Here is a 23,179-nt window from a genome sequence, read left to right on the forward strand (position 1 = left end):
GGAGACGGTGATATGACGCAGAAGGTTTTGGTACTGGGTGCAACAGGAGGCATCGGCGGCGAAGTGGCCCGCCAGTTGCGCGACGCAGGATGGCAAGTCCAGGCGCTGCAACGCGGGCTCGCGCACAGCAGCGAAACCCGCGAGGGGATTGTCTATCTGCGCGGCGATGCGTTGAATCGCGATGACGTCATGCGCGCCGCTCAAGGTTGCAGCGTGCTGGTCCACGCGGTGAATCCGCCCGGCTATCGTCGCTGGAATGAATGGGTGTTGCCGATGATGGACAACACCATCGCCGCAGCCCTGAAGGAAGGCGCCACGATTGTGTTGCCCGGCACGGTCTACAACTTCGGCCCGGACGCCTTCCCACGGCTGACTGAGGATTCACCCCAGCATCCACTGACCCGCAAAGGCCAGATCCGCGTCCAGCTCGAACAACGATTGCACGCCGCAACGCAGCAAGGCGCGCGGGCGATTGTGCTACGCAGCGGCGATTTTTTTGGTCCACGGGCCGGCAACAGTTGGTTTTCCCAGGGGATGATCAAACCTGGGCACGCGGTGAAGCGCATCAACCTGCCGAGCGATCCCGGCGTCGGTCATCAATGGGCTTATTTGCCGGATGTCGCGCAGACTATGGTGCAACTGCTCAGCCATCGGGAGCGCCTGGCACCCTTCTCGAACTTCCATATGGCCGGGTATTGGGACGCCGATGGCACACAGATCGCGACCGCCATCGCCCGCTGTGTCGAACGCGATGGTGGACAGGCGAAAATGCGCGCCTTTCCGTGGTGGCTGGCGCGCCTGGTCTCGCCTTTCGTGACCACGTTGCGTGAGCTATTGGAGATGCGCTACCTGTGGCAGCAGCCCTTGCGCATGGACAACCGTCGTTTGCTGGCGGTGCTCGGGGCGGAGCCGCACACACCGCTGGAGCAAGCGGTCGAAGCCACCCTGAAAGGTTTGGGCTGTCTTTCACTGCCCAATCCGTGAAGCTTTCAGCGATACTCGGCGCACCTCTCATAGGATTTGAAAGTGAGCGCTTAACCGATGAAAAACAAAAACCATACGCTGATCCTCTGTGGACTGCTCGCCCTGCCCTGGGGCGTGCAGGCACAGGAAACACCGTCGCACCTGGACAGCGTCATCCAGCAAGGTGTGCTGACGGTGTGCACCACCGGCGACTACAAGCCCTACACCTACAAAAATGAAAGCGGCGAGTACGAAGGTATCGACATCGCGATGGCCCGTTCACTGGCTGACAGCCTGGGCGCCAAGGTGAAATGGGAACAGACTACCTGGAAAACCCTGATGCCCGACCTAGTGGCGGGCAAATGCGACATCGCGATGGGCGGGATTTCTGTGACGCTGGAGCGGCAGAAAAAAGCCTTCTTCAGCAGCACGCTGGACGTCGATGGCAAGGTGCCGCTGGTGCGCTGCGAAGATCAGGCGCGTTACCAGACCATCGAGCAGATCAACCAGCCGTCAGTGCGGCTGATTGAACCGGCCGGTGGCACCAATGAAGCGTTTGTCCATGCCTTCCTGCCCAAGGCGCAGTTGATGCTGCACGACAATGTGACGCTGTTCCAGGCGCTGCTGGACAAGAAAGCTGACGTGATGATTACCGACGCGTCCGAGGCGCTGTACCAGCAGAAACTCAAGCCTGGGTTGTGTGCGGTGAATCCGAGCCAGTATTTCCAATATGGCGAGAAGGCGTATCTGCTGCCGCGCGATGACGTGACGTGGAAGCAGTATGTTGATCAGTGGCTGCACCTGAGCAAGGTGACCGGGAATTATCAGAAAGTGGTTGGCGAGTGGTTGGCGGTGCCTGGCCAATAATGAACGCACACAACTACGCCACTCAATGAGTGGCGTTGTTTATGCGCAGGTTTACCAAAGCCCCACCGTATAGCTGACGATCAGCCGATTCTCATCCAGGTCATTGCCGAAGTTCGAGCGCACCGATGCGTTACGCCATTTAAACCCCAACCCTTTCAACGTGCCGTCCTGCACCACGTAGGCGATATCGGTGTTGCGCTCCCACTCTTTGCCCTCCCCCGGCGCACTGCGCTGCACGTTGTCGCCGGAAATGTAACGGGTCATAAAGGTCAATCCCGGCACACCGAGAGCGGCGAAGTTGTAGTCATAGCGGGCCTGCCAGGAGTGTTCATCGATGTTAGCGAAGTCGCCGATCTGCACGAAGTTGATCAGGTACGGATCGCTACGACCGATGTACGGAAACGGATCGTCGCCACTCATGCGCTGGTAGCCGAACCCCAGTGCATGGCCGCCGAGGCTATAGGTAAACAGCGCCCCGAACGCCTGGTTATCAATCTTGCGAAAGTTGCCGTCTTCAGCGCTGCGGGCATAGCGCACGTCGCTCTTCAGCGATTGACCGGAACCCAGGTCCAGCGCGTGAACGAACCCGAGGTAATTTTGCTGGTAGATGTTTTCCAGTTTGCCGTAACGGTATTGCGCCGTGAGGCTGGGCAGGAACTGATAGTCCGCCCCGGCGAACTGGAACTTGTCACTGCTGCCGCCGATTCGGTTGGCGGTCATGTCCTGGTAGTCGGTGGAGTCGACAACGTTGATCTGGGTGAATTGCCCGGCGCTCAGTTTCAACCGGTTGATTTCCTGCACGCTCAGCAATCCACCCTTGAACGTCCCCGGTAAAAGGCGGGTGTCGTTGGAACTCACCACCGGGTCCTTGATCTGCAATGTTCCCAGTTTCAACGTGCTGTTGGACAAGCGCACTTTGGCGGTCAGGCCCAGTTCGCCATATTGATCCTGCGAGCCGCCCGATAAATCCGGCGGCAGCAAATTGGTGCCTGCTGTACCGCCACCGGAATCCAGTTTAAAACCCGCCATGCCCAAGGCGTCCAGGCCAAAACCCAGGGTGCCGGCGGTGTAGCCGGATTCCATGCGCAACAGAAAACCCTGGGCCCACTCCTCGGCTTTGTCCCGTGAACCGTCCTGGCGGAAATCCCGGTTGAAGTAGAAGTTACGGGCTTCCAGGCTGCCTTTGCTGTCAGCGATGAAGTCCGCCTGGGCGCTGGGCACCGCGATCAGGCTCAAGCCGAGCAAAGTGCCGACCGGGGTATACAACCGATAGGTGGAATTGAAATGGCGCATGCCAAGCTCCTTTTGCGGACACGAGCGAGCCTGCTCGGGGGCGTGGCGGTCGCGTCCGATATTGTTTTTATGAAGTTGTCGCGGGGGAGCGGACGCAATGACCTGCGTCGGGAGCGGATTCTTCGGGTCGGGGCACGGCGGCGTCAAACGGGAAAAAAGCGAGGTCAGGCATAAGAAAATTTGATGCGCTCAATGGCCGACTATGGAGTAACAATTGCAACCAGTCCTCTTCATAAGAACCACAAACACCAAGAGTGCCGCCATGAACCTCAAATTCCTCGAAACCTTCGTCTGGGTCGCCCGCCTGCAAAGCTTCAGCCTGACCGCCGAGAAAATGTTCAGCACCCAGGCCGCGATCTCCAGCCGGATCGCCGCGCTGGAAGACGAGTTGGGCCTGCGCCTGTTCGTGCGAGACTCGCGCGGGGTTTCGCTGACGCCTGAAGGGCTGAAGGTGCTCGACTATGCCGAGCAAATGCTTGAGGTTCAGCGCGCGTTGAAGCACTCGCTGGACAACACCAGCCCGCAGCAGGGCCTGGTGCGCATCGGTGTGATGGACACGGTGATCCACACTTGGCTCAGCCCGTTGATGTCGACCCTGATGCAGACGTTCCCCGCAGTGGAAATCGAAATCACCGCCGACGCCGCGCGCAATCTCTGCGAACAACTGCAAAAGGGCTATCTGGACATCGTGTTCCAGACCGACCTGATCCGCCACGAAAGCGTGCGCAACCTCGAACTGGCGCACTACCCCATGCACTGGATCGCCGCCAGCAACTCAATCTATGCCCGGCCCTATGCCTCGCTGATCGACATGGCCAGTGAACGCATCATCACCTTCGTCAAACACTCGCGGCCGCATCAAGACGTGCTCAACCTGTTGCACGCCCATGGCATCACCGCGCCACGGGTCAGTTGCGTCAACTCGGTGTCGGCCATGACCCGGCTGATTCGCGACGGCTTCGGCATTGGCGCCTTGCCAGCGGCGCTGGTGGCCAAGCCCCTGGCCAGCGGCGAGTTGATTCAGCTGGAGCCTGGCACCGGCCTGCCGCAACTGGATGTCGTGGCCTCGTGGCGCGCCGGCGTCGGCCTGGAACTGATCGAAAGCATCGTTGATATGAGCCGCCAGGTGGTCGGCCAATATGCGATTGATGTCGGCCCGCAACGCATGGTCGCGGCACCCGGTCTGAACAGTCGACGGCCCCTCGAATAACTTTTAGTTGTCTGGGGGCAACAACATTCCTTGTTGGACGCCATCGCCACGGTTTTCTAAAAAGACCCACGAACCTGTGGAGATGCCTTGATGAATCAACCCGCCCTGTCCTTCGAACAATTACAACAGCGCGCCCCGCTGGCCCTGCGCCAAAGCATCGCCGCCGGACACTATCAGGGCCACACCAGCGGCCTCGGCCAGGGCCGGGTGCAGGCCAATATCGTGATTCTGCCCAGCGATTGGGCCAACGAGTTCCTGCGCTACTGCACCCTCAATCGTCAGGCCTGTCCGCTGCTTGACGTCACCGAGCCGGGGGATCCGTTTTTTCGCAACCTCGGCACCGCCATCGACATTCGCCATGATGTGCCGCGCTATCGGGTGTATCGCCATGGCGAATTGAGCGACGAGCCGCTGGACATCGAATCCCTGTGGCAAGACGATCTGGTGGCCTTCGCCATCGGCTGTTCGTTCTCCTTCGAACAATCGCTGCTGGACGCCGGCATCGCCCTCAAGCACATCGATCTGGGGCGCAATGTCGCCATGTACCAGACCAACATCGACACCCGCCCTACCGCGCGCCTCGGCGGCAAATTGGTGGTGAGCATGCGGCCGATGAAAGCCGCCGCAGCGATTCAGGCGATTCAGATCACTGCGCGCATGCCCAACGTCCACGGTGCCCCGGTGCACATCGGCGATCCGTCGCTGATCGGTATTCATTCGCTGGACACCCCGGATTACGGCGATGCGGTACCGATCACCGCCGATGAAATTCCGGTGTTCTGGGCCTGCGGGGTGACGCCTCAATCCGTGGTGCAAGCCTCGCGTCCACCACTGTGCATCACCCATGCGCCGGGCTGCATGCTGGTGACGGATTTATGGAACAGCGCGGTGTGATGCTTCAACCTGCCTGCAACCGTTGCCGATATTCGCTGGGCGTCTCCTGCATTTCATGACGAAAGTGCCGGTTGAAGTTCGACAGGTTGGCATAGCCGACTTCGAAGCAGATATTCGCAACGCTCAGGCTGCTTTGCGCCAGTAAACGGCAGGCCCGCTGGACCCGCAGCTTGCGGGTCAGGTCGACGAAGGTGTGACCGGTGGCGCGTTTGAAGAACTTGGAGAACGCCGGTTCGCTCATTTCCAGACGCTGGGCGATGACGGACAGGCGCAGTTCCTCGGCGAGGTCGTTAAGAATGTAGTCAAAGACGATGCTCATGCGCTGGGCCGTCAAGGCGTCGAGCATCGGCGCATATTGCAGGCTGGCGAGGGTCTTTCTTTGGCTTTCCGGCGCCGAGGCCAACAGTTGCAGCAACGACAGAAACAGGCACAACCGCTCAAACCCCTGGCTCTGGCCGATCTGTTCAAGAAACTCGGCGGCTTTCTTGCGGGTCGCACCGCTGAACTCGATGCCTTGGGCCGCTTGGCGGAACAGGCTTTGCAATTCATTGAGTTCGGGCACCAGATTACGTAGCTGCATCAGCGCCTGGCCGTCGAACTGCAACACCACGTCACGGCCGGCAATCACCTCGCCTTTGCCCAGATCGCTGATCCAGTCGTGCGGCAACCCGGGGCCGATCAGCGCCACATGGCCAGCCTCGAACAGGCCGATGTAATCCCCCGCCAACAGCCGACCATTGCCTTCGCGGATCAGGTGAATTTCGAACTCGGGATGATGATTCCAGCGCGCCAGGTCGAAGGGATAGTCATGCTGATACCAACGAAAGCTGTGTTGTGGCTCGTTGAGAATGACTTCGAGGGCGGGCTGTTTGTCCGCAGTGGCGTAATGGCTCATCACTGTCGAGTCCTTCTTATTCTTGTAGGTCAAGCAAGATTCACACTAAGGCGTATGGGTTGCCTAGCGCAATGATGGGCGACGACTGATACTTTTTTGCCGCGCGTACGAGCGGTTAAAAAAGTATCAGTGGGGCGTGCGCCATTCATTTGTGAGGCCGTTGGGCAGCTGTTGTAATCGCTTCGCCATCCCGGATTACAACAATAAAAGATTCTGCTGCCCACGCTGCAGAGCGGAGAACACGATGAAGCTATTGCCCAACGCACTTTTTCTGTCCGCCGGTTTTTCCTTCGCCCTGCTCGCCCAGGCGGCCGACACCGTCACCATCGCCACCGTCAACAACAGCGACATGATCCGCATGCAAAAGCTGTCGAAAACCTTCGAGGCCGCGCACCCGGACATCAAGCTCAATTGGGTGGTGCTGGAGGAGAACGTCCTGCGCCAGCGCCTGACCACTGACATTGCCACCCAGGGCGGTCAATTCGATGTGTTGACCATCGGCACTTACGAGACGCCGTTGTGGGGTGCCAAACACTGGCTGGAACCGATGAATGATTTGCCCGCCGGCTACGACCTCGACGACATCTTCCCTTCGGTTCGCCAGGGGCTTTCGGTCAACGACACGCTCTATGCCCTGCCGTTCTATGGCGAAAGCACGATCACTTATTACCGCACCGACCTGTTCAAGGACGCCGGGCTGAACATGCCCGAGCACCCGACCTGGACCCAACTCGGCGAGTTCGCCGGCAAGCTGCACCACCCGGACAAAGAGCAATACGGCATGTGCCTGCGGGGCAAGGCCGGTTGGGGTGAGAACATCGCGTTGCTCTCGACCATGGCCAACGCCTTCGGTGCGCGTTGGTTTGACGAACAATGGCGACCACAACTGACCGGGCCAGAGTGGACCGCCGCCGCCAACTTCTACGTCGATACGCTGAAGCGCTACGGCCCACCCGGTGTGTCGAGCAACGGCTTCAACGAAACCCTGGCGCTGTTCAACAGCGGCAAATGCGCGATGTGGGTCGATGCCAGCGTTGCAGGTTCCTTCATCACCGACAAAACCCAGAGTAATGTCGCGGATAAAGTCGGCTTTGTGGCGGCGCCGACACAGGTCACGGACAAGGGCTCGTCCTGGCTCTATGCCTGGTCGCTGGCAATTCCCACCAGCTCTCAACACAAAGAGGCGGCCAAAGCCTTTGTGACCTGGGCGACCTCCAAGGAATACATCCAATTGGTCGCCGAGAAGGATGGCATCGCCAACGTGCCGCCGGGTACGCGGATGTCCACCTACAGCGACGCCTACTTGCAGGCCGCGCCGTTCGCCAAAGTCACGTTGCAGATGATGCAAAACGCCGACCCGGCGCACCCGTCCATGCAGCCTGTGCCTTACGTCGGCATCCAGTACGTGACCATTCCCGAGTTCCAGGCCATCGGTACCTCGGTGGGCAAGCAATTGTCCGCCGCGCTCACCGGGCAGATGTCGGTCGAACAGGCCTTGGCCAGCGCCCAACAAAATACCGAACGCGAAATGAAGCGTGCCGGGTATCCCAAGTAATCAGCGCATCCCTTGTGGGAGCAAGCCCGCTCCCACACTGGATTTATAGACCCGCCCCTGGCTCCAACAAACGGAGAAGAAAATGAAACGCCTGGAAGGAAAAAGCACCCTCATCACCGGTTCCGCCCGAGGCATTGGCCGGGCGTTCGCCCAAGCCTATATCCACGAAGGCGCGACCGTGGCGATTGCCGACATCAACCTGCAACAGGCCCGAGCCACGGCGGCCGAGCTGGGCCCGAATGCCTATGCGGTCGAGATGGACGTGACGAATCAGGCGTCGATAGACGGCGCAATCGCAGCCGTCGTCGCGACAGTCGGCAAGCTGGATATCCTGATCAACAACGCAGCGCTGTTTGATCTCGCCCCCATTACTGAGATCTCTCGCGACAGCTACGAACGCCTGTTCTCGATCAACGTTGCAGGCACTCTATTCACGCTGCAGGCCGCCGCCCGGCAAATGATCAGTCAGGGTCATGGCGGCAAAATCATCAACATGGCCAGCCAGGCCGGGCGCCGGGGCGAAGCGTTGGTGGCGGTGTATTGCGCGACCAAAGCGGCGGTGATCAGTCTTACGCAATCGGCGGGGCTGAACCTGATCAAGCATGGCATCAACGTGAACGCCATCGCCCCCGGCGTGGTGGACGGTGAGCATTGGGACGGCGTCGATGCGTTGTTCGCCAAGTACGAAAATCGTCCGCTCGGAGAAAAGAAAAAACTGGTCGGTGATGAAGTGCCGTTTGGGCGCATGGCGACCGCAGATGATCTGGTCGGCATGGCGATCTTCCTGGCGTCGGCAGAAAGTGATTACATCGTGGCGCAGACCTATAACGTCGATGGCGGCAATTGGTTGAGTTGACCCCGAAATAGGGGACCAAAAAAACGCCACTCATTGAGTGGCGTTTGCGTGTCCGAAGAAAATTAAGGTTGATCCCGATCACGAAAATCAACCGGAACAAACGTGAAACCACCCTCGCCTTCAGCCCGAATATGCCCCAGGCCCGGGAATGGAAGATGCGCGCCTGCCACCAGCTCACGTTGCGAGGCGGCACTGGCGAACTGTTTTTCACGCTGGGCCGCGGCTTCTTTAGGCGCGACATCGTAAACAATGGTGATTTTCGGTTTAGGAAACTGCACCGACGCGACGTGGACGATGTCACCGATAAACTCGATGGACTCACCCTTGCTTTCGAACCGGTAGAAGCTATGGCCAGGCGTATGGCCCGGTGTCGGAATCGCTTTGACGCCCGGGAACAGTTCGGTTACGCCATTGAATGGCACAACCTTCCCCGCTTTGACATAGGGCCCGACGGTTTTCACCGCCTCCTCGAAATAGCGCTTGTCGTAGCCGTTAACCCCATGGATGTTCGCCGGATCGAGGAACAAATCCACATCAGGCTTACCCACGTGAACGGTAGCCTTCGGGAAAACCAACTGCCCTTCGCTCACCAGGCCGCCGCTGTGATCGGTGTGGATATGGGTGAGCAAGATGTCGTTGATCTGCTCTGGCGCATACCCCGCCGCTTTCAAACTGCCGAGCAGCTTGCCGCCCTTGCCCGGACCGAACAATGCTCCAGAGCCGGTATCGACCAGGACAAGTCTGCTGCCGGTATCGATCAAGAAGGCATTGATCGACACTTCAGCCGGATTGGACAAAAAGGCATTCTTGAGCAAGCCGTCCGTTTCAGCGGGAGTGGTGTTGGTCAGCAGCGCGTGCAGATCCTGTGGCACCGTCCCATCGGACAGTGCCGTCACCTGAAAATCGCCTACCCGGTAACGATAGACGCCGGGGGCTTGGGCACGAACTTGCGCGCCAGCCAGCGCAGGCGCCACCTGCGCTTCGGTCGCGGCATCGGCACCTGAAGAAAAGACGCCAACCAGCGCTATCGACACCGCCAACGCACTCGAGACGAAAAAGCTGTTCACTCGCATAGGTCACTCCATAAGACAACATCAGTTCAATACCAACCCTAATGCCTCATAGTCGGGGCCGTGAGTTACATCTCCCTATACGAGGTATTTCGAATATGGATATCCGGCGTTCGGACCTCCCTTTGCTGATTTCATTGAATGCGCTACTTGAAGAGCAGAATGTCACCCGTGCGGCCAAACGGTTGAACATCAGCCAACCGGCGCTCTCCACGCAACTGGGTCGGTTGAGGGATCTGTTCGATGACCCGCTTCTGGTCCCGTCTGAAGCAGGCCGGGGCATGGTGCCGACTGACCGGGCGCTGGCCATTGCGCCGCGCCTGCATCAGGCTTTGCTGGATCTTCAAGGCGCCGTCGCATGGAGCGAAGACTTCAAGCCGCTCACGGCCAGGCGCGATTTTGTGGTGGCCGTGAATGACAATATTTTTACTCTGGTGGGGCTGACCGTCGCGCAGTCGATCCTGGCGCACCAGGCACCCGGCATACGCCTGAGTTTCGTGACACCGATTGAAGCGAGCCTGACGTACCGGATGGAAAAAGGTGAGATAGATCTGTATGTCGGCCTCACTCGGCAGGTGCCCGAGGCATTGAAGTCCAGATTCCTGCTGCAAGACACCTTCCGGTTGGCCCAACGCAAAGGGCATCCCCGAGGCACGGAAAATCCTGATCTTGATGAGTACTGCACGCTCACTCACGTCATGGTTTCCCAGGAAGGTCAGTTCAAAAGCAGTGTAGACAGCACGCTGGAAAGCCTGGGCCGTGAGCGCCACGTGGCACTGACCGTTGCCGGATACAATCAGATTCCCCTCGTGCTCGGGGATACCGACTGTGTAGCGACGCTGCCTGATCGCCTGCTGCAACGGTACGCCACCGGCCTGGATATCTTGCCCCTGCCCTTCCATTTGCCAGCGTTCGATGTCGCCATGGCCTGGCACCCGAGATCCCATGAAGATCCGGCGCATCATTGGCTGCGCGAGCATTTTGTGTGTGCGGCGAACCAGGGAAAAGGCTGAGCCGGCATACCGTGCCATCGGCCTGGAAAGTACCCGCAGGGCCGATCCGGCTGGTATTGTGCAGCGCTGTGAAAATACGCCGTATGACTGAGGGGAATTTGACGTTGAGTACTGAAGAGAAAATGACCGGGGATTTGTTCGCAGTCGATGATAAACGCCTGGGGCTCAAGCCCGTCGTGGACTTCAACAGCTATCTTCGCGTGGCCTTCGGCGACGGTCAATGCACTTGCATTCGTTGTGTCGAAAAACAGGGCGATGAAAGCGGTTATGAGTACCAGCACACCTTCGATCTTGAGGGGCAAGTGGTTCACCGCCGCTTCGCGTCCACCGCCGGTAGCGATGTGCTGATGGTGCTGAAGAAAGCCTGGCTGTCGTATACCAAAGCAGAGTTGGAGGTGTACGGGAATCTGGTGCTGGCGACCGTGAAGGAGTTTGTCGAACCGCCATTGCACAAGCGCCTGCAGCCGCTCTTTCTGGCCAGTGGTTTGGTCAAGGACGTTGACGGGAATCTGCAACTGCAGCAACAACTGGCTGCCTGATTATCGTTGAATTATCCGCAAATAAAAGCGCACCTGCTCTGTGCAGGTGCGCCAACTCTTTGGCCTGTTTTGACTGAGCAAACTGCTGCTCAGACTCTCTGAAATACCCTATAAAAGCCATGCTAATTTTTCAATTCGGCACAGCAAAAAACATTCTTGTCATTGCTGGCGACCGATGCTATAACTTCGTCACATTTCAACTAACATTCAATAATATTAGAGCAATTGGTCTAATAAGGGCTCTTGCTTTATAAAAATCGCCCCACTGACCGAGCCCTCTCATCATGCCCAAGCTTACCTCAAGCCAAAGCATTTTCGATTTAGTCCAGGAGCTTGAGAACAACATCCCGGGATTAAATAAAAAAGAATACGTTGAAATACTGGAATGGATATTCGGTAAGTTAGAGGTGAGTAAATTCGCCTATGTCCATATGGATTCCAGCCCCTTCGAAAGCTCCGACATCGCCATTCATAGCAACTACCCCGCCGAATGGGTAGAAACCTATCGTAAAAACGCCCTCTACAAGTCAGATCCCGTCATGGCGAACTCCGCCATCACCTCGAATCCGTTCTTCTGGAATGAAATCCCGGACGAATCAAACGGTGAGATATTTGAACAGTCACAGGAATATGGCATCCAGCAAGGTTTCAGCATTCCGCTGCATGAGCCAGGTCGGGCGTTCGGCTCAATTCATTTAACCTCGGAAGAAAATGACCCTGACTTTGTGCGAATTGTCCGGGAAAACATGTTCATCATCAAAACCATCAGCATTATTGCCCATCAGTATCGCCCCGTCGAAACCAGCACCGAAAGTGCGCTGAAATTGACGCCCCGAGAACATGAATTCCTGCACTGGCTGGCGCTGGGGAAGAACTATAAGGAAATAGGTCTGATCATGAGCATTACCGAGCGGACCGTTAAATTTCACGCCAAGCAAATGACTGAAAAACTGGACTGTATCAATGTCAAGCAGGCCATGATCAAAGCGTTATATCTGAACCTGATTTAACCCTTGGTGTACTGGATAGTTCATTCTTCGCGACAACCCACTTCATCTCAAGTTCCGTATTGCCCCAAAACTGCACGCGTATTGTGCAGAAATGGGACAGGCGTCACCTTTTTCCAGGTCACGCAAATACTACTTTGGACGCCACATTGAATAGCATCACAGATGCAAAGACCCCAATCACCACGGAAATCGTTCTATTGACCATTCTCCCGGTAATAGACGAATGCAGTTTGCGCCCGCAGTAAGCACCTGTTGCCACCCACACAAGTCCGACCGGAAAGATAATGATCGAAAACAGTGACATAAATGGCACATAACTGTTAAGCGCCAAAAAGGTGCCGGTGGGTGCAACAAACGAAACGAAAAACAATCCCTTTGGATTGGTGAGTGTCGCCAGGAACAATTCAGGAACCGTAATGGCCGCGACAACGGAAGAGGCGTTGCCTCGGGTCGAAAACCACAACTTCAACGATATATAAAACAGGAAACACACGGCGAAGATCTTGGTTCCGGTCACCACCCATGAATAGTCGACAGCCAGGCGGTCAATGAACACACCCCAGACCGTAATCTGAATCATATAAGCCAGCCACTCTGCAGCAATCAGCCGGAACGAGTGGGCGTTCAAGCCCCTGCTGATGCCCGATTGCAGCAGCAGCGAATTGGTGGGGCCTGGAACCAACAGCACGGTCAGCAGGGAAATCGCAATGTAGTACATAAGGTCATCCATACCAGAAGCCGAGGCGGCTTATATTTTCAGGAGGCGAATCAGTTCATCCTTATGCAATAAGTGCCAGGACTGATAGCGTAATATGGCATCACACCGAAAGCAGAATCGAGATTGCAAGCACACTCAGTCACCGGGCAGGACAACAATAGATGTCGACCATTATTCAAGCGGACAGAGTTCTTGGGCAAGAGAACAACGTTCCCACACCTTTATTGCTGTTTGATTACGTGAATAAAAAGCTCAACTGCGTCAATGATTCCTCACCTCCCGCCTACCCATAATGATTAGCGTTCGAAACCCCGTATCGCCGGGATTGTGATCGAGCCCACAGGCGCGCCAATAATTAATTCAATAGTCAGCATTCGATACAGGTAGGACGACTAGTATTAAAGCGCCACACCCCTCGAAAAACCAAACTATCAATTAAACAACAACTGGCGCAATCCAGACACTGTACTTAAGGACAGTTGTAATACTTTAGTCTAACGTTAACAGTAAAGTCCCCACGCACAACCAAGAACGTCCGATCATGAAACAATTTCACAGCGAATTTGAGTTTTCCGGTGTATACACCAGCATTGGCAGTTACTCGACAATCCCGCCAACAATCCTAGAGCAAATACTCTCCATTCGAAAAGTCGCTTTTATTGATAGAAAAAAATGGGACATTGAAAGCTATCAAGGCAGCGATTATGAATCTGACGAATACGACGATACGGATGCGATTTATATCTACTCCCACCAAAGAGATCGCGTCACCGGCTGCGTCCGACTTCGCCCTTCCAGCAAACCGACCCTGATGTCAGGCGCCTTAAGTTTTATGCTGGCAACAGATAAAACCAGAGCCAATACAAAACATTGCTGGGAAGCGACCCGATTTGCGCTGGCCGCCAATGATAATACTATTGGAGAACTTAATAAATCGAACATCGATTTTCGCACGGCGGCAATTTTTCTGTCAATGATAAAGTTTGCCTTTAAACAAAACGTGCATACCTATGAAGTTGTTGTAGATGCCATGATGGAAAAGATCCTGAAACGTTCCGGATGGACAGTAAATAGACGAAATATTTCCCAGGGAACAAAAGGTGAAAAGGTTATCTATGGCACACTTGCCTGCACATCATCCATATACGAAGAAGTTTTAAAGAAGAACACACCAACGGCTACAACGTTAGACGATGAAGTTCTAAGCGAAGCATTGATGGCCTGCTAATATCACACAGTCAATCCGACCTGCACGGACTTGATATCCCAAACTGAAACAAATCAGAAACACGCTGTATATACACTGATGGCATGTCGAAATTAGATAAAAACAACCCCAACCGAAATCATGACATGGAGAGCCGATGAACTTACAAAGATTATTCCCGCACGTTGGCAAAGTCATTGCCAGTACAGGCAGCCGTAACTTTCCCCGAATGCTACACGATCTGATACTCACGGAATTGCCTGTAGACGCCACCCATATTACGGAGCAGTGGATAGACGATAGGGATATTTCTGAACTGAGCACATCAAGTATTGGCTGCGTCGGACTGAATAACACGTGTATAGACGCCATCATGGACTCCCACACGGTAAAAAAGCCTTACCTACTGGCCGATGATATTTTTTTCGAAGACGCGAAATATCAGAAGCTTCCGGATTTTTCCTGCTGCTTGCTCGCCCAGGACCAGTCGGACAAAGTGCCGCCCAGGGCAGCCGCCCAATTGCACCTGACCTCCCGCAAAAATGGTCGCCGCTACGTCCTTTCTGTGTACCGCTCCCATCTTTCCCAAGGCTTTTCGCCACAGGAATGTGCCTTTCTGAAAGATTTTTCCTGCCTGCTGCTGCCCATGGTTGAAGAGCATGTTGCTGCCCTGCTCCCGTCGGCACCGTCTCGACCAGACACCCATATTGCGCTGGATGAACCCGAACACGGCGGCATGGAAACGTTGCGACAGCGCTTTGCCGATCGCCTGCTTGAATCAGGGCTGACCCTTTCATCGCGCGAAACCGAAGTGTGCGTGGGTCTGTTGGCCGGGCATACGGCGCCAGAACTCGCCGAGCAATTCGACCTGAGAGTGAATACCGTCGAGAGTTATCTCAAGCGTGCGGCGATAAAAATGGGGATCGGCGGACGCCGTTCGCTGATTCGCTGGATGCATTCGGTGGATGCGCAACAAGCCTCTGTTGAACGGATCGCCACACCTGCACTTCGAAACGCCGTCTAAAACCTCTTCCCCTATTTTCCCGACCGCAGCCCACATCAGGCTCGCGTCGGGGAATCCTGCTTCAGCCTTCATTCGCCACCTCCCTGTCGGGCAGTACGCCAACGCGACGTTTGAGCGACTGCAATACATCGTCCACATACGTAAAGATCACCGGCACCACCAACAAACTGAGCAATGTCGAGGTCAACAAACCGCCGATCACCACGACTGCCATCGGCTGCCGGAAGCTCGGGTCTTCGCCAATGCCCATCGCGGTTGGCAGCATCCCGGCGCCCATGGCAATGGTGGTCATCAGGATTGGACGGGCGCGTTTGTGGCAGGCATCGATCAATGCCTCATAGCGTCCCAGGCCAAAATCGCGGCGGGCCATGATGGCGTACTCCACCAACAGAATGGAGTTCTTGGTCACGATCCCCATCAGCATCAGCAAACCGATCACCGACGGCAGGGAAAAACTCAGGTTGCATACCAACAGCGCCACCAATGCACCGCCCAACGACAGCGGTAATGCCGACAGAATCGTCGCGGGCTGCAAGAAGTCGTGGAACAGCAGCACCAGCACCGCATAGATACAGAACACACCGATGGCCATGGCCAGGCCGAAACTGCCAAACAGTTCACTCATCAGTTGCAGCTCGCCCGACTCCACCAGTTTCACTTCGGAGGGCAGGTTGAGCATCACCGGCAACTGGGTGACCTCGGCCATGACTTCGCCGAGGGTGCGGCCGTTGAGTTCGATGGACAGCGTGATGTTGCGCAAGCGATCCAGGCGCATGATTTGCGCCGGCCCGCTGCCCATGCGCAGTTCACCCAGCGAGGCCAGCGCCACTTGGCCGTCACGGCCGGTCACGCGCAATTGGTTGATCGCATCCAGGTCGTTGCGCACCAGCGGATCCATGCGCACCCGAACATCCACCTGACGCTGGGACAAGTTGATTTTTCCGAGTGCCGAGGAATACTCGCCGTAGGTCGCCATGCGCAAGGTATCGGCAATGTCCTGGCTGGTGATGCCTTGTTCGGCGGCGCGGGCGAAATCCGGGTGCATCTGGATTTCCGGACGCTGCAAGGCAGAACTGGAGGTCACATTGCCGATGCCCTTCAATTGCCGCAGCTGCGGCTCAAGGGCGCTGGCGGTGCGCACCAGCAAGTCGCCGTCGTCACTCGCCAACACGATGTCGAGCTTCTCGCCGCTGCCATCGCCGCCGACGTTGACCCGCACGCCGGGCAGTGAGCGCAACACTTGGCGAATTTTTGCTTCGACCTCGACCTGTTTGAGTTCGCGTTCACCGCGAGGCACCAAGTCCACGGTCAGGATCGCGTCACCGTTGCCGGTAATGTCCTTGGGTCCCGAGCCCGAGCTGCTGGCGGTGCCGATCGAACTGAAGACGTGTTTGACCTCGGCCATGGCGCTCAGTCGCTCGCTGGCCTGCTGGGTGATCGCGGTGGTCTGCTCCAGGGTTGTCCCGGGCGGCAGTTCCAGGATGACTTTGCTGTGGGCCGTGTCGGCGGGCGGCAGGAAACTGGTGGGCAACAGCGGGATCAGCATCAGCGAGCCTATAAAAAACAGCCCGGCGCAGAGCATCGTGGTTTTGCGTCGGTTCAGGGTGCCGTGGATCCAGCCGAGGTAGCGCGTCATCAAACGGCTATCGTGTTCGGCTTCGTGCCGGGCCCGCAGGAAATAGGCCGCCATCATCGGCGTCAGCAGCCGCGCCACGAGCAACGAAAACAGCAACGCTGCCGAGGCCGTCACCCCGAACTCACGGAAGATCTTGCCAGCGATGCCGCCCATGAACGCCGTGGGCAGGAACACCGCGACCAGCGTCACCGTGGTGGCCAGCACCGCCAGGCCAATTTCATCCGCGGCTTCGATGGCGGCCTGGCGCGGGGTCTTGCCCATGCGCAAATGTCGGGCGATGTTCTCGATCTCGACGATGGCATCGTCCACCAGCACGCCGATCACCAGGGCCAGGGCCAACAGGGAAACGGTGTTGAGGGTGAATCCGGCCAGGTAGATCACGCCAAACGTCGGGATGATCGACAGCGGCAGCGCCGTGGCCACGATCAGCGTCGCGCGCCAATCGCGCAAAAACCACCAGACCACCAACACCGCCAGCAGCATGCCTTCGTAAAGCAGGCTCATCGAACCACGGTAATTGTCGAGGACCGACTCCACCGCATCGCTGGCTTCGACGATGTGCACGTTGGCATGTTGCTTGGAAAACTCAGTCATCGCCTCGCGCACGTCAGTGGCCACGCCAACATCGGAGAAGCCCAACGAACGCACGACCTGAAAACCGATCACTGGCTTGCCATCGCGAAACGCCCGGGTGCTGCGTTCGGCGTGGGTGTCGCGGATATCAGCCAGTTGCCGCAACGCCAGCAGGCGCCCGTCACCACTGGGAATGTCGATGGCGCCGAGGGCGGCCGGGTCGTTAATGGCCCCCAAGGTCCGCAACGACTGCTGCCCGCTGCCCAGGTTGCCCTGACCGCCCGAGTTGTCTTTTTGCATCGCCCGCAACTGACTGGCCACATCCGCGACACGGATGCCGAGCCCCGCCATCAAGGCCGGATCGAGGTTGACCTGAATCTCCCGGTCGACACCGCCCACCCGGGAGATCAGCGCCACACCCGGAACCGACAGCAGCTTTTTGCTCAGCTCATTGTCGACGAACCACGACAGCGCCTCTTCATCAAGGCTGTCGGAGTCGATAACGTAGGTCAGCAGCGAACTGTCGCTGGTGGTCAGCCGCGAGACTGACGGCGTATCCAGGCTGGCCGGCAATTGGGGAATGGCGCTGTCCACCGCGTTGCGCACTTCGTTGAGTGCCTCGTTGCCATCCTTTTCGATGGCGAAGCTGACGCTGATATTGACCGCTCCGTCGGTGATCACGGTGGTCACGTGCTTGAGCAGGCGCAGGGAGGTGAGTTGGTCTTCGAGCTTGCGTGCCACCTCGGTTTCCAGCTGTTCGGGCGCCGCGCCTTCGAGGGAGGCGCTGATCACCACCACCGGCAAGTCCATGTCCGGAAAATCCTGGATACCGAGCCGGTCGAAACCCACGAGTCCGAAGATCGTCAGCAGGATAAACAGCATGACCGCCGGGACCGGATGGCGGATCGACAGGGCTGAGATATTCATGGCTGGGCCACCTGGGGCTGGACCAGAGTCACACTCGCGCCATCACTGAGAAAGGCGCCGCCGGCACGCACGATGCGCGCGGGCTCATCCAGGCCAGAGAGGATTTCCACTGAGTTCATCAGGCGCCTGCCGACTTCGACGGGACGCTGGGCCACGTGGGAATCGTCCCCCAGCGTGAACACATAAGAACGGCCGTCCCGCAGAATCACCGCCGTATCCGGCACGGTGAGGGCTTCGCGCGGCGGCAGTTCGATCTGGCCACTGGCGTACATGCCCGCTTGGGCCGGGCTGTCTTTTGGCAGCGCGACGTACACCAGCGCCCGGCTGGTTTTGGTGTCCAGGGTCGGCGATACCAGCCGCACTGTCCCTTCCAGACGTTGCCCGCCCGGCAAGGTCAGGTGGGCAACCTGGCCGGCCTCCACGCGGGAGAGTTGACGCGCATCCAGTTCCGCCTGCCATTCGATACGTCCGTCACGCACCAGGCGAAACAGTTCGTCACCCGCCCCCGGCACTTTGCCGAGCAATGCCGTACGCGACGAGATGATGCCGTCGTCAACCGCGACGATACGCGTCTGCTTGAGTCTGATTTGCGCCGTTTGCAGCTCGGCTTTGGCGCCGGCCAGATCAGCCTTGGCGGTCGCGACCTTGATGCGGTAATCCTCGCGTTGTTGCTCGGACAACGCGCCGCCCTGCCCCACAATCCCGGCCCGGCGATCATTGGAATTGGCTTGCTGCAAACTGGCGACTGCCTGGGCGACCAGCGCTTGCTGCTTGCTCTCTTCGGCCAGAACGGTTTCCGGGGCCAGGGTCGCCAACAGCTGGCCTTTCTTCACCCGGCTGCCGACATCCGCTTCGAGGCTGGCGATGCGCAAGCCGCTGGTCTCGGCACTGATCACCGCTTCCTGCCACGGCGTCAGCGCACCGCTGGCCGACAGCAACTGCGGCCACTGTTGTCGACGGGCCTGGACCACTTCGACGCTCAAACTGCTGACGCTCGGAGCCTGCGCCACCGGTTCGGGGCCGCGCCGCAGGTAGATGAACGCAACCACCACCGTGAGCACCGCCGCTGCGATCAGCGTACGTCGAAATAAAGGCCTCATGCGCCATCACCCCGCGATGCCGTTTGCGGGTGATCGGCTTGCCAGCCACCGCCCAGCGCCTTGTACAGAGCAATCCAGTAGCGCACTTGGTCCTGCTGCAAAGTGATCAATTCAATCTCTGATGTCAGCGCCAGGCGCCGTGCGGTTTCCCGGTCAAGCAGGCTGACACTGCCAGCCTGCCAGTTACGATCGATGGCCGCGTATGACTCGCGGTAACCGGCGGTGGAACGCTCGACCTCGACTTCCCGACGCCGAGCGGCATCGAGGCGTACCAGTGACTGTTCGACTTCCATAACGCTGGTGCGCAAGGTCTGTCGATAGAGCGCCAGCGCTGAGTCGTAGTTCGCCTTGGCGCTGTCCACCACTGAACGGCGCTTGCCGGCATCGAAGATTGGAATGGATAAGGCCGGGCCGAATGTCCAGGAGCGGTTCAAATCACCGAGGATGCTGCTGACGGAGAAATTCCCGGAGAGGCTCAGACTGGGGAAGCGATCGGCCTGCGCGACGCCGATGTCCGCGTTGGCCGCGGCCAATTCGCGCTCGCTGGATGCCAGGTCCGGGCGCTGACGCAGCAGGTCGGCAGGTATCTGCTTGACGTTAAGCTGCGCGGGCTGGGGCAGTTGCGCCGGGGTGCGGCTGAGCACTTCGATCAGTTTTCCTTCATCACTGCCGGTCAGCGCCACCAGGCTTTTAAGCAGCACCTGGCACTCGCTCTGCTGGCTGATCAGGGTTGATTCATTGCTCGCAGCAGTGGCGTCGGCCAGGGCGGCATCGGCCGATGAGGTGAATCCGGCCAGCAACGATTGGCGGGTCGAGCGTGCGGTCTGTTGCTGTGACTGCGCCTGATCGCTGTAGGCCAGCGCCAGTTTCTGACAGCCACGGTATTGAACGTAACTGTCACCGACCTGGGCCGCCAGTGAGACGCGGGCGTCATGCCAATCGTCTACTCGCGCTTCAATGCGGGTTCTCGCGGCTTCTTTGTTGCGACGCAATTTGCCGAACAAGTCCAGTTCCCACGCCGCATCGAACTCCGCGGAAGAACCTGATCCGCTGATGCGGTCGACGCTGGTCAACTGTCCCCCGCGCCCTCCGGCCAAGGTGCCTTGGACATTCGGCAACGCATCCGCCGAATTGCTGTCCAGGGTCGCCCGGGCCAGGGCAATTTTTGCAAAGGCCTGATCCAGTGAAGGGCTGTCCGCTTCGGACATTCGCAACAGTTCGGCCAGTGCCGGATCGTTGAATTGCTGCCACCAATTGGCCAAGGCTGTGACCGACGCACCATGGGGCAACGGAGCTTGCCATTTGGCGGGGATCGGCACTGCCGGCTCCTTATAGTCAGGTCCAAGCATGCAGCCGCTCAGAACCATGGCGCACAGTGCCATCCACAATATTGGGCCTGAAGGCTTGAAGGCATACATAAAGGTCCCTTGGCGCCTGACGCAGGCATAGGCACGGCTCAGGAAGGCGATACATGGAGAATGATCAGTCAACGAAGACGACGAAATAGTTGTGCTTCAAAGTTGATGGCCTCGGCATGAATTAATGAGGCGGGTATGTGATTGATTTAAACCGATGCCTGTTTCTATGTCTGGCATGGGAAACAGGGACATGTCCAGGCAGATAAATTGGCGATTAATGCAGGGCTCCAGCAGAATCAAATCCGGTTCAAAAAACGCCTTTCGCAGTAGAACAAACTTCGGTTTCCACCGAGTCGAAAGTTCGTCAACCTGAACAGTTAATTCCTTTAAAAACAAACGATTGAATAACAAAAGATAACGTCGTCATCTGTTTCTCATGACATGCAAAACTTGATCGGGCCAGCCAATCAGCTGTTGAGCCAATTGGCTATTCATGCCTGATCGAAACCCATCGCGCGGGCGAACGCCTATCCCGGACTTGAACTCCGGTCAGATGATCTTTCCTACGGCCAATGAGTGATCGAATATGGAAGAGTTAAGCTATCTCAGCAACGTCGAGTCGAATGCACGAACTTATGCGCGAACGTTCCAGCGCCTGTTTGTCAGTGGCAAGGGCATGCGGGTCAAGGATGCCAGCGGCCAGGAGTTCCTCGATTGTCTGTCAAATGCCGGTACGCTGGCCCTGGGGCATAACCCGTCCGAAGTCAGGGACGCGGTGTTGCATTTCCTCGGTGGCGATCACTTGCAACAGGCGCTCGACCTGGCCACGCCGGCCAAGCATGCCTTCGTGCAGGAACTGTTTTCGATGTTGCCGGTAAAAATGCGCAACAGCAGCAAGATCTTGTTCTGCGGCCCCAGCGGTTCGGATGCGGTTGAAGCCGCGATCAAACTGGCACGCCATTACACCAAACGCTCGACCCTGATGGCCTTCCATGGCGGCTACCACGGCATGACCGCCGGCGCGCTGTCGGCGATGGGCAACCTGCACCCCAAGGCTGACAACGGCCTGATCGCCCAAGGCACGCACTTTCTGCCGTTCCCCTATCGTTTTCGCTGCCCGTTCGGTACCGATGGCGAGGCCACGGATCAGCTGTCCATCGATTACATCCGCACCGTGCTGTCGGACCCTGAAGGTGGCGTGACCAAGCCGGCGGCGGTCATTGTCGAAGTCGTTCAAGGCGAAGGCGGTTGTATCCCGGCCTCGGCGAACTGGCTCAAGGCACTGCGGGAAATCACCCAGGAACAAGGCATTTTGCTGATCGTCGACGAAGTCCAGACCGGACTGGGCCGCACCGGCAGCACCTTCGCCATCGAGCACGCGGGTATCGTCCCTGACATTCTGGTGTTGTCCAAAGCCATCGGCGGCGGCTATCCGCTGTCGGTCATTGTGTTCGCCGAGCACCTGGACACCTGGAGCCCCGGCATGCACGCCGGCACCTTCCGCGGCAATCAGATCGCGATGGTCGCCGGCGCGGCCACCATGCGTCATATCAAGGAAGGTAACGTTGTCGCCCATGCGGCGAAAATGGGCGCGCAACTGGAGAGCGGTCTGCAGCAGATTGCGCAACGTTATTCATTCATGGGAGATATCCGCGGTCGCGGGTTGATGCTTGGGGTGGAAATCACCAAGCCTGGCACCCAAGGACGCGCCGGCCCGGGCGACGGTGCCCGTGCACGGGCGATCAAACTCAACTGCTTTGAAAACGGACTGATCATGGAAACCGGCGGCCGCCATGGCGCTGTATTGCGGTTCCTGCCACCGCTGACCATCACCGAATCCGAGGTGGGCATGGTGCTGGATCGCTTCGAACAAGCGGTGAAAAAATCCGGAGAAGCCCGCCAACTCTATGCCGGTGAAAAAGCCTAAAACCTGAGCCGCCCCTTACCCTGTGGGAGCGAGCCTGCTCGCGAAGAGGTCGTCACATTCAACATCTTTGTTGACTGACACACCGCCTTCGCGAGCAAGCTCGCTCCCACAGTGGTTTTAGGTTGTTCGCAAATACCCGGTTCAACCTGACCTTCTGTAGGAGCAAGGCTTGCCCGCGAAAGCAGTGGGTCAGTCAACGAAGATGTTGAATGTTATGGCCCTTTCGCGGGCAAGCCTTGCTCCTACAAGGGTTTTGCGGCGATCACAAATACTCGGCTCAACACAGACCCATTGTGGGAGCGAGCTTGCTCGCGAAGAGGCCGTCAAATTCAACATCTCTGTTGACTGACACACCGCCTTCGCGAGCAGGCTCGCTCCCACAGTGGTTTTAGGTTGTTCGCAAATACCCGGTTCAACCTGACCTTCTGTAGGAGCAAGGCTTGCCCGCGAAGAGGTCGTCACATTCAACATCTCTGTTGACTGACCCGCCACCTTCGCGAGCAGGCTCGCTCCCACAGTGGTTTTAGGTTGTTCGCAAATACCC

19 protein-coding genes and 1 pseudogene are annotated in these 23,179 nt (G+C 57.8%); 12 read left to right on the plus strand and 8 right to left on the minus strand.

The features are described 5' to 3' along the window. Positions 1-12: 12 nt before the first annotated feature. Both BK667_RS13865 and BK667_RS13870 read left to right on the plus strand, forming a co-directional pair. A complete protein-coding gene (locus BK667_RS13865; protein WP_123597935.1) occupies positions 13-984 on the plus strand; it encodes an NAD-dependent epimerase/dehydratase family protein in 972 nt (323 codons plus the stop codon). 57 nt (positions 985-1,041) lie between these two features. After that, positions 1,042-1,830, plus strand: coding sequence for a transporter substrate-binding domain-containing protein (locus BK667_RS13870; RefSeq protein WP_123597936.1), 789 nt, complete (start codon positions 1,042-1,044; stop codon positions 1,828-1,830). A 51-nt stretch (positions 1,831-1,881) separates the two neighbouring features. On the opposite strand, the gene BK667_RS13875 is transcribed toward BK667_RS13870, so the two are convergent. Beyond that, complete coding sequence (locus BK667_RS13875) at positions 1,882-3,123, minus strand: OprD family porin (RefSeq protein WP_123597937.1); 1,242 nt, start codon at positions 3,121-3,123, stop codon at positions 1,882-1,884. Between the two features lie 262 nt (positions 3,124-3,385). Between BK667_RS13875 and BK667_RS13880 the strand changes: the two genes are divergently transcribed. Both BK667_RS13880 and BK667_RS13885 read left to right on the plus strand, forming a co-directional pair. Then, positions 3,386-4,333 (plus strand): LysR family transcriptional regulator, encoded by a 948-nt coding sequence (locus tag BK667_RS13880; RefSeq protein WP_123597938.1) that lies wholly within the window; start codon positions 3,386-3,388, stop codon positions 4,331-4,333. 90 nt (positions 4,334-4,423) lie between these two features. Further along, complete coding sequence (locus BK667_RS13885) at positions 4,424-5,227, plus strand: putative hydro-lyase (RefSeq protein WP_123597939.1); 804 nt, start codon at positions 4,424-4,426, stop codon at positions 5,225-5,227. Positions 5,228-5,231: 4 nt separating this feature from the next. Here BK667_RS13885 and BK667_RS13890 read toward each other — a convergent pair whose 3' ends face one another. Then, positions 5,232-6,122, minus strand: coding sequence for a helix-turn-helix domain-containing protein (locus BK667_RS13890; protein WP_123508169.1), 891 nt, complete (start codon positions 6,120-6,122; stop codon positions 5,232-5,234). Between the two features lie 244 nt (positions 6,123-6,366). Between BK667_RS13890 and BK667_RS13895 the strand changes: the two genes are divergently transcribed. Continuing rightward, on the plus strand, positions 6,367-7,677 hold the full coding sequence (locus tag BK667_RS13895) for an ABC transporter substrate-binding protein (RefSeq protein ID WP_123597940.1): 1,311 nt from the start codon (positions 6,367-6,369) through the stop codon (positions 7,675-7,677). 82 nt (positions 7,678-7,759) lie between these two features. Beyond that, on the plus strand, positions 7,760-8,533 hold the full coding sequence (locus BK667_RS13900; RefSeq protein WP_123597941.1) for an L-iditol 2-dehydrogenase: 774 nt from the start codon (positions 7,760-7,762) through the stop codon (positions 8,531-8,533). A gap of 62 nt (positions 8,534-8,595) precedes the next feature. Here the strand turns inward: BK667_RS13900 and BK667_RS13905 are convergent, their stop codons facing one another. After that, positions 8,596-9,606, minus strand: a complete 1,011-nt coding sequence (locus BK667_RS13905) for an MBL fold metallo-hydrolase (RefSeq protein ID WP_123597942.1) — start codon at positions 9,604-9,606, stop codon at positions 8,596-8,598. Between the two features lie 95 nt (positions 9,607-9,701). Between BK667_RS13905 and BK667_RS13910 the strand changes: the two genes are divergently transcribed. From BK667_RS13910 to BK667_RS13920, 3 genes are all read left to right on the plus strand, one after another. Further along, positions 9,702-10,616, plus strand: a complete 915-nt coding sequence (locus BK667_RS13910) for a LysR family transcriptional regulator (RefSeq protein ID WP_123597943.1) — start codon at positions 9,702-9,704, stop codon at positions 10,614-10,616. A gap of 104 nt (positions 10,617-10,720) precedes the next feature. Then, positions 10,721-11,155 (plus strand): hypothetical protein, encoded by a 435-nt coding sequence (locus BK667_RS13915; RefSeq protein ID WP_123598016.1) that lies wholly within the window; start codon positions 10,721-10,723, stop codon positions 11,153-11,155. Positions 11,156-11,439: 284 nt separating this feature from the next. Further along, complete coding sequence (locus tag BK667_RS13920) at positions 11,440-12,165, plus strand: helix-turn-helix transcriptional regulator (protein WP_123508164.1); 726 nt, start codon at positions 11,440-11,442, stop codon at positions 12,163-12,165. Between the two features lie 118 nt (positions 12,166-12,283). Here BK667_RS13920 and BK667_RS13925 read toward each other — a convergent pair whose 3' ends face one another. Then, positions 12,284-12,883, minus strand: a complete 600-nt coding sequence (locus BK667_RS13925; protein ID WP_123508163.1) for a LysE family translocator — start codon at positions 12,881-12,883, stop codon at positions 12,284-12,286. A 541-nt stretch (positions 12,884-13,424) separates the two neighbouring features. Between BK667_RS13925 and BK667_RS13930 the strand changes: the two genes are divergently transcribed. Together BK667_RS13930 and BK667_RS13935 are read left to right on the plus strand one after the other, a co-directional pair. Then, positions 13,425-14,111: an acyl-homoserine-lactone synthase gene (locus BK667_RS13930; protein WP_123597944.1), complete on the plus strand. Its 687-nt coding sequence runs from the start codon at positions 13,425-13,427 to the stop codon at positions 14,109-14,111. A 136-nt stretch (positions 14,112-14,247) separates the two neighbouring features. Beyond that, positions 14,248-15,114 (plus strand): helix-turn-helix transcriptional regulator, encoded by an 867-nt coding sequence (locus BK667_RS13935; RefSeq protein ID WP_123508161.1) that lies wholly within the window; start codon positions 14,248-14,250, stop codon positions 15,112-15,114. Between the two features lie 61 nt (positions 15,115-15,175). On the opposite strand, the gene BK667_RS13940 is transcribed toward BK667_RS13935, so the two are convergent. The 3 genes from BK667_RS13940 to BK667_RS13950 are packed head-to-tail and all read right to left on the minus strand — an operon-like array spanning position 15,176 to position 20,768. After that, positions 15,176-18,250: an efflux RND transporter permease subunit gene (locus BK667_RS13940; protein ID WP_123597945.1), complete on the minus strand. Its 3,075-nt coding sequence runs from the start codon at positions 18,248-18,250 to the stop codon at positions 15,176-15,178. Beyond that, a complete protein-coding gene (locus BK667_RS13945; RefSeq protein ID WP_123597946.1) occupies positions 18,247-19,350 on the minus strand; it encodes an efflux RND transporter periplasmic adaptor subunit in 1,104 nt (367 codons plus the stop codon). Before BK667_RS13945 ends, BK667_RS13940 begins: the two co-directional genes overlap by 4 nt. Next, positions 19,347-20,768: an efflux transporter outer membrane subunit gene (locus BK667_RS13950; protein ID WP_123597947.1), complete on the minus strand. Its 1,422-nt coding sequence runs from the start codon at positions 20,766-20,768 to the stop codon at positions 19,347-19,349. Before BK667_RS13950 ends, BK667_RS13945 begins: the two co-directional genes overlap by 4 nt. Before the next feature lie 526 nt (positions 20,769-21,294). Here BK667_RS13950 and BK667_RS13955 point away from each other — a divergent pair. Beyond that, positions 21,295-22,635 carry a diaminobutyrate--2-oxoglutarate transaminase family protein gene (locus tag BK667_RS13955; RefSeq protein WP_123597948.1) on the plus strand — a complete coding sequence of 447 codons (1,341 nt, stop codon included), beginning with the start codon at positions 21,295-21,297 and terminating at the stop codon, positions 22,633-22,635. Positions 22,636-22,824: 189 nt separating this feature from the next. On the opposite strand, the pseudogene BK667_RS33395 reads toward BK667_RS13955, so the two are convergent. Then, positions 22,825-23,179, minus strand: a pseudogene (locus BK667_RS33395) (hypothetical protein); the annotation flags it as partial.

Origin of the sequence: Pseudomonas frederiksbergensis, assembly GCF_003732705.1 — a bacterium.
GTDB classification, from domain to species: Bacteria; Pseudomonadota; Gammaproteobacteria; order Pseudomonadales; family Pseudomonadaceae; genus Aquipseudomonas; species Aquipseudomonas frederiksbergensis_F.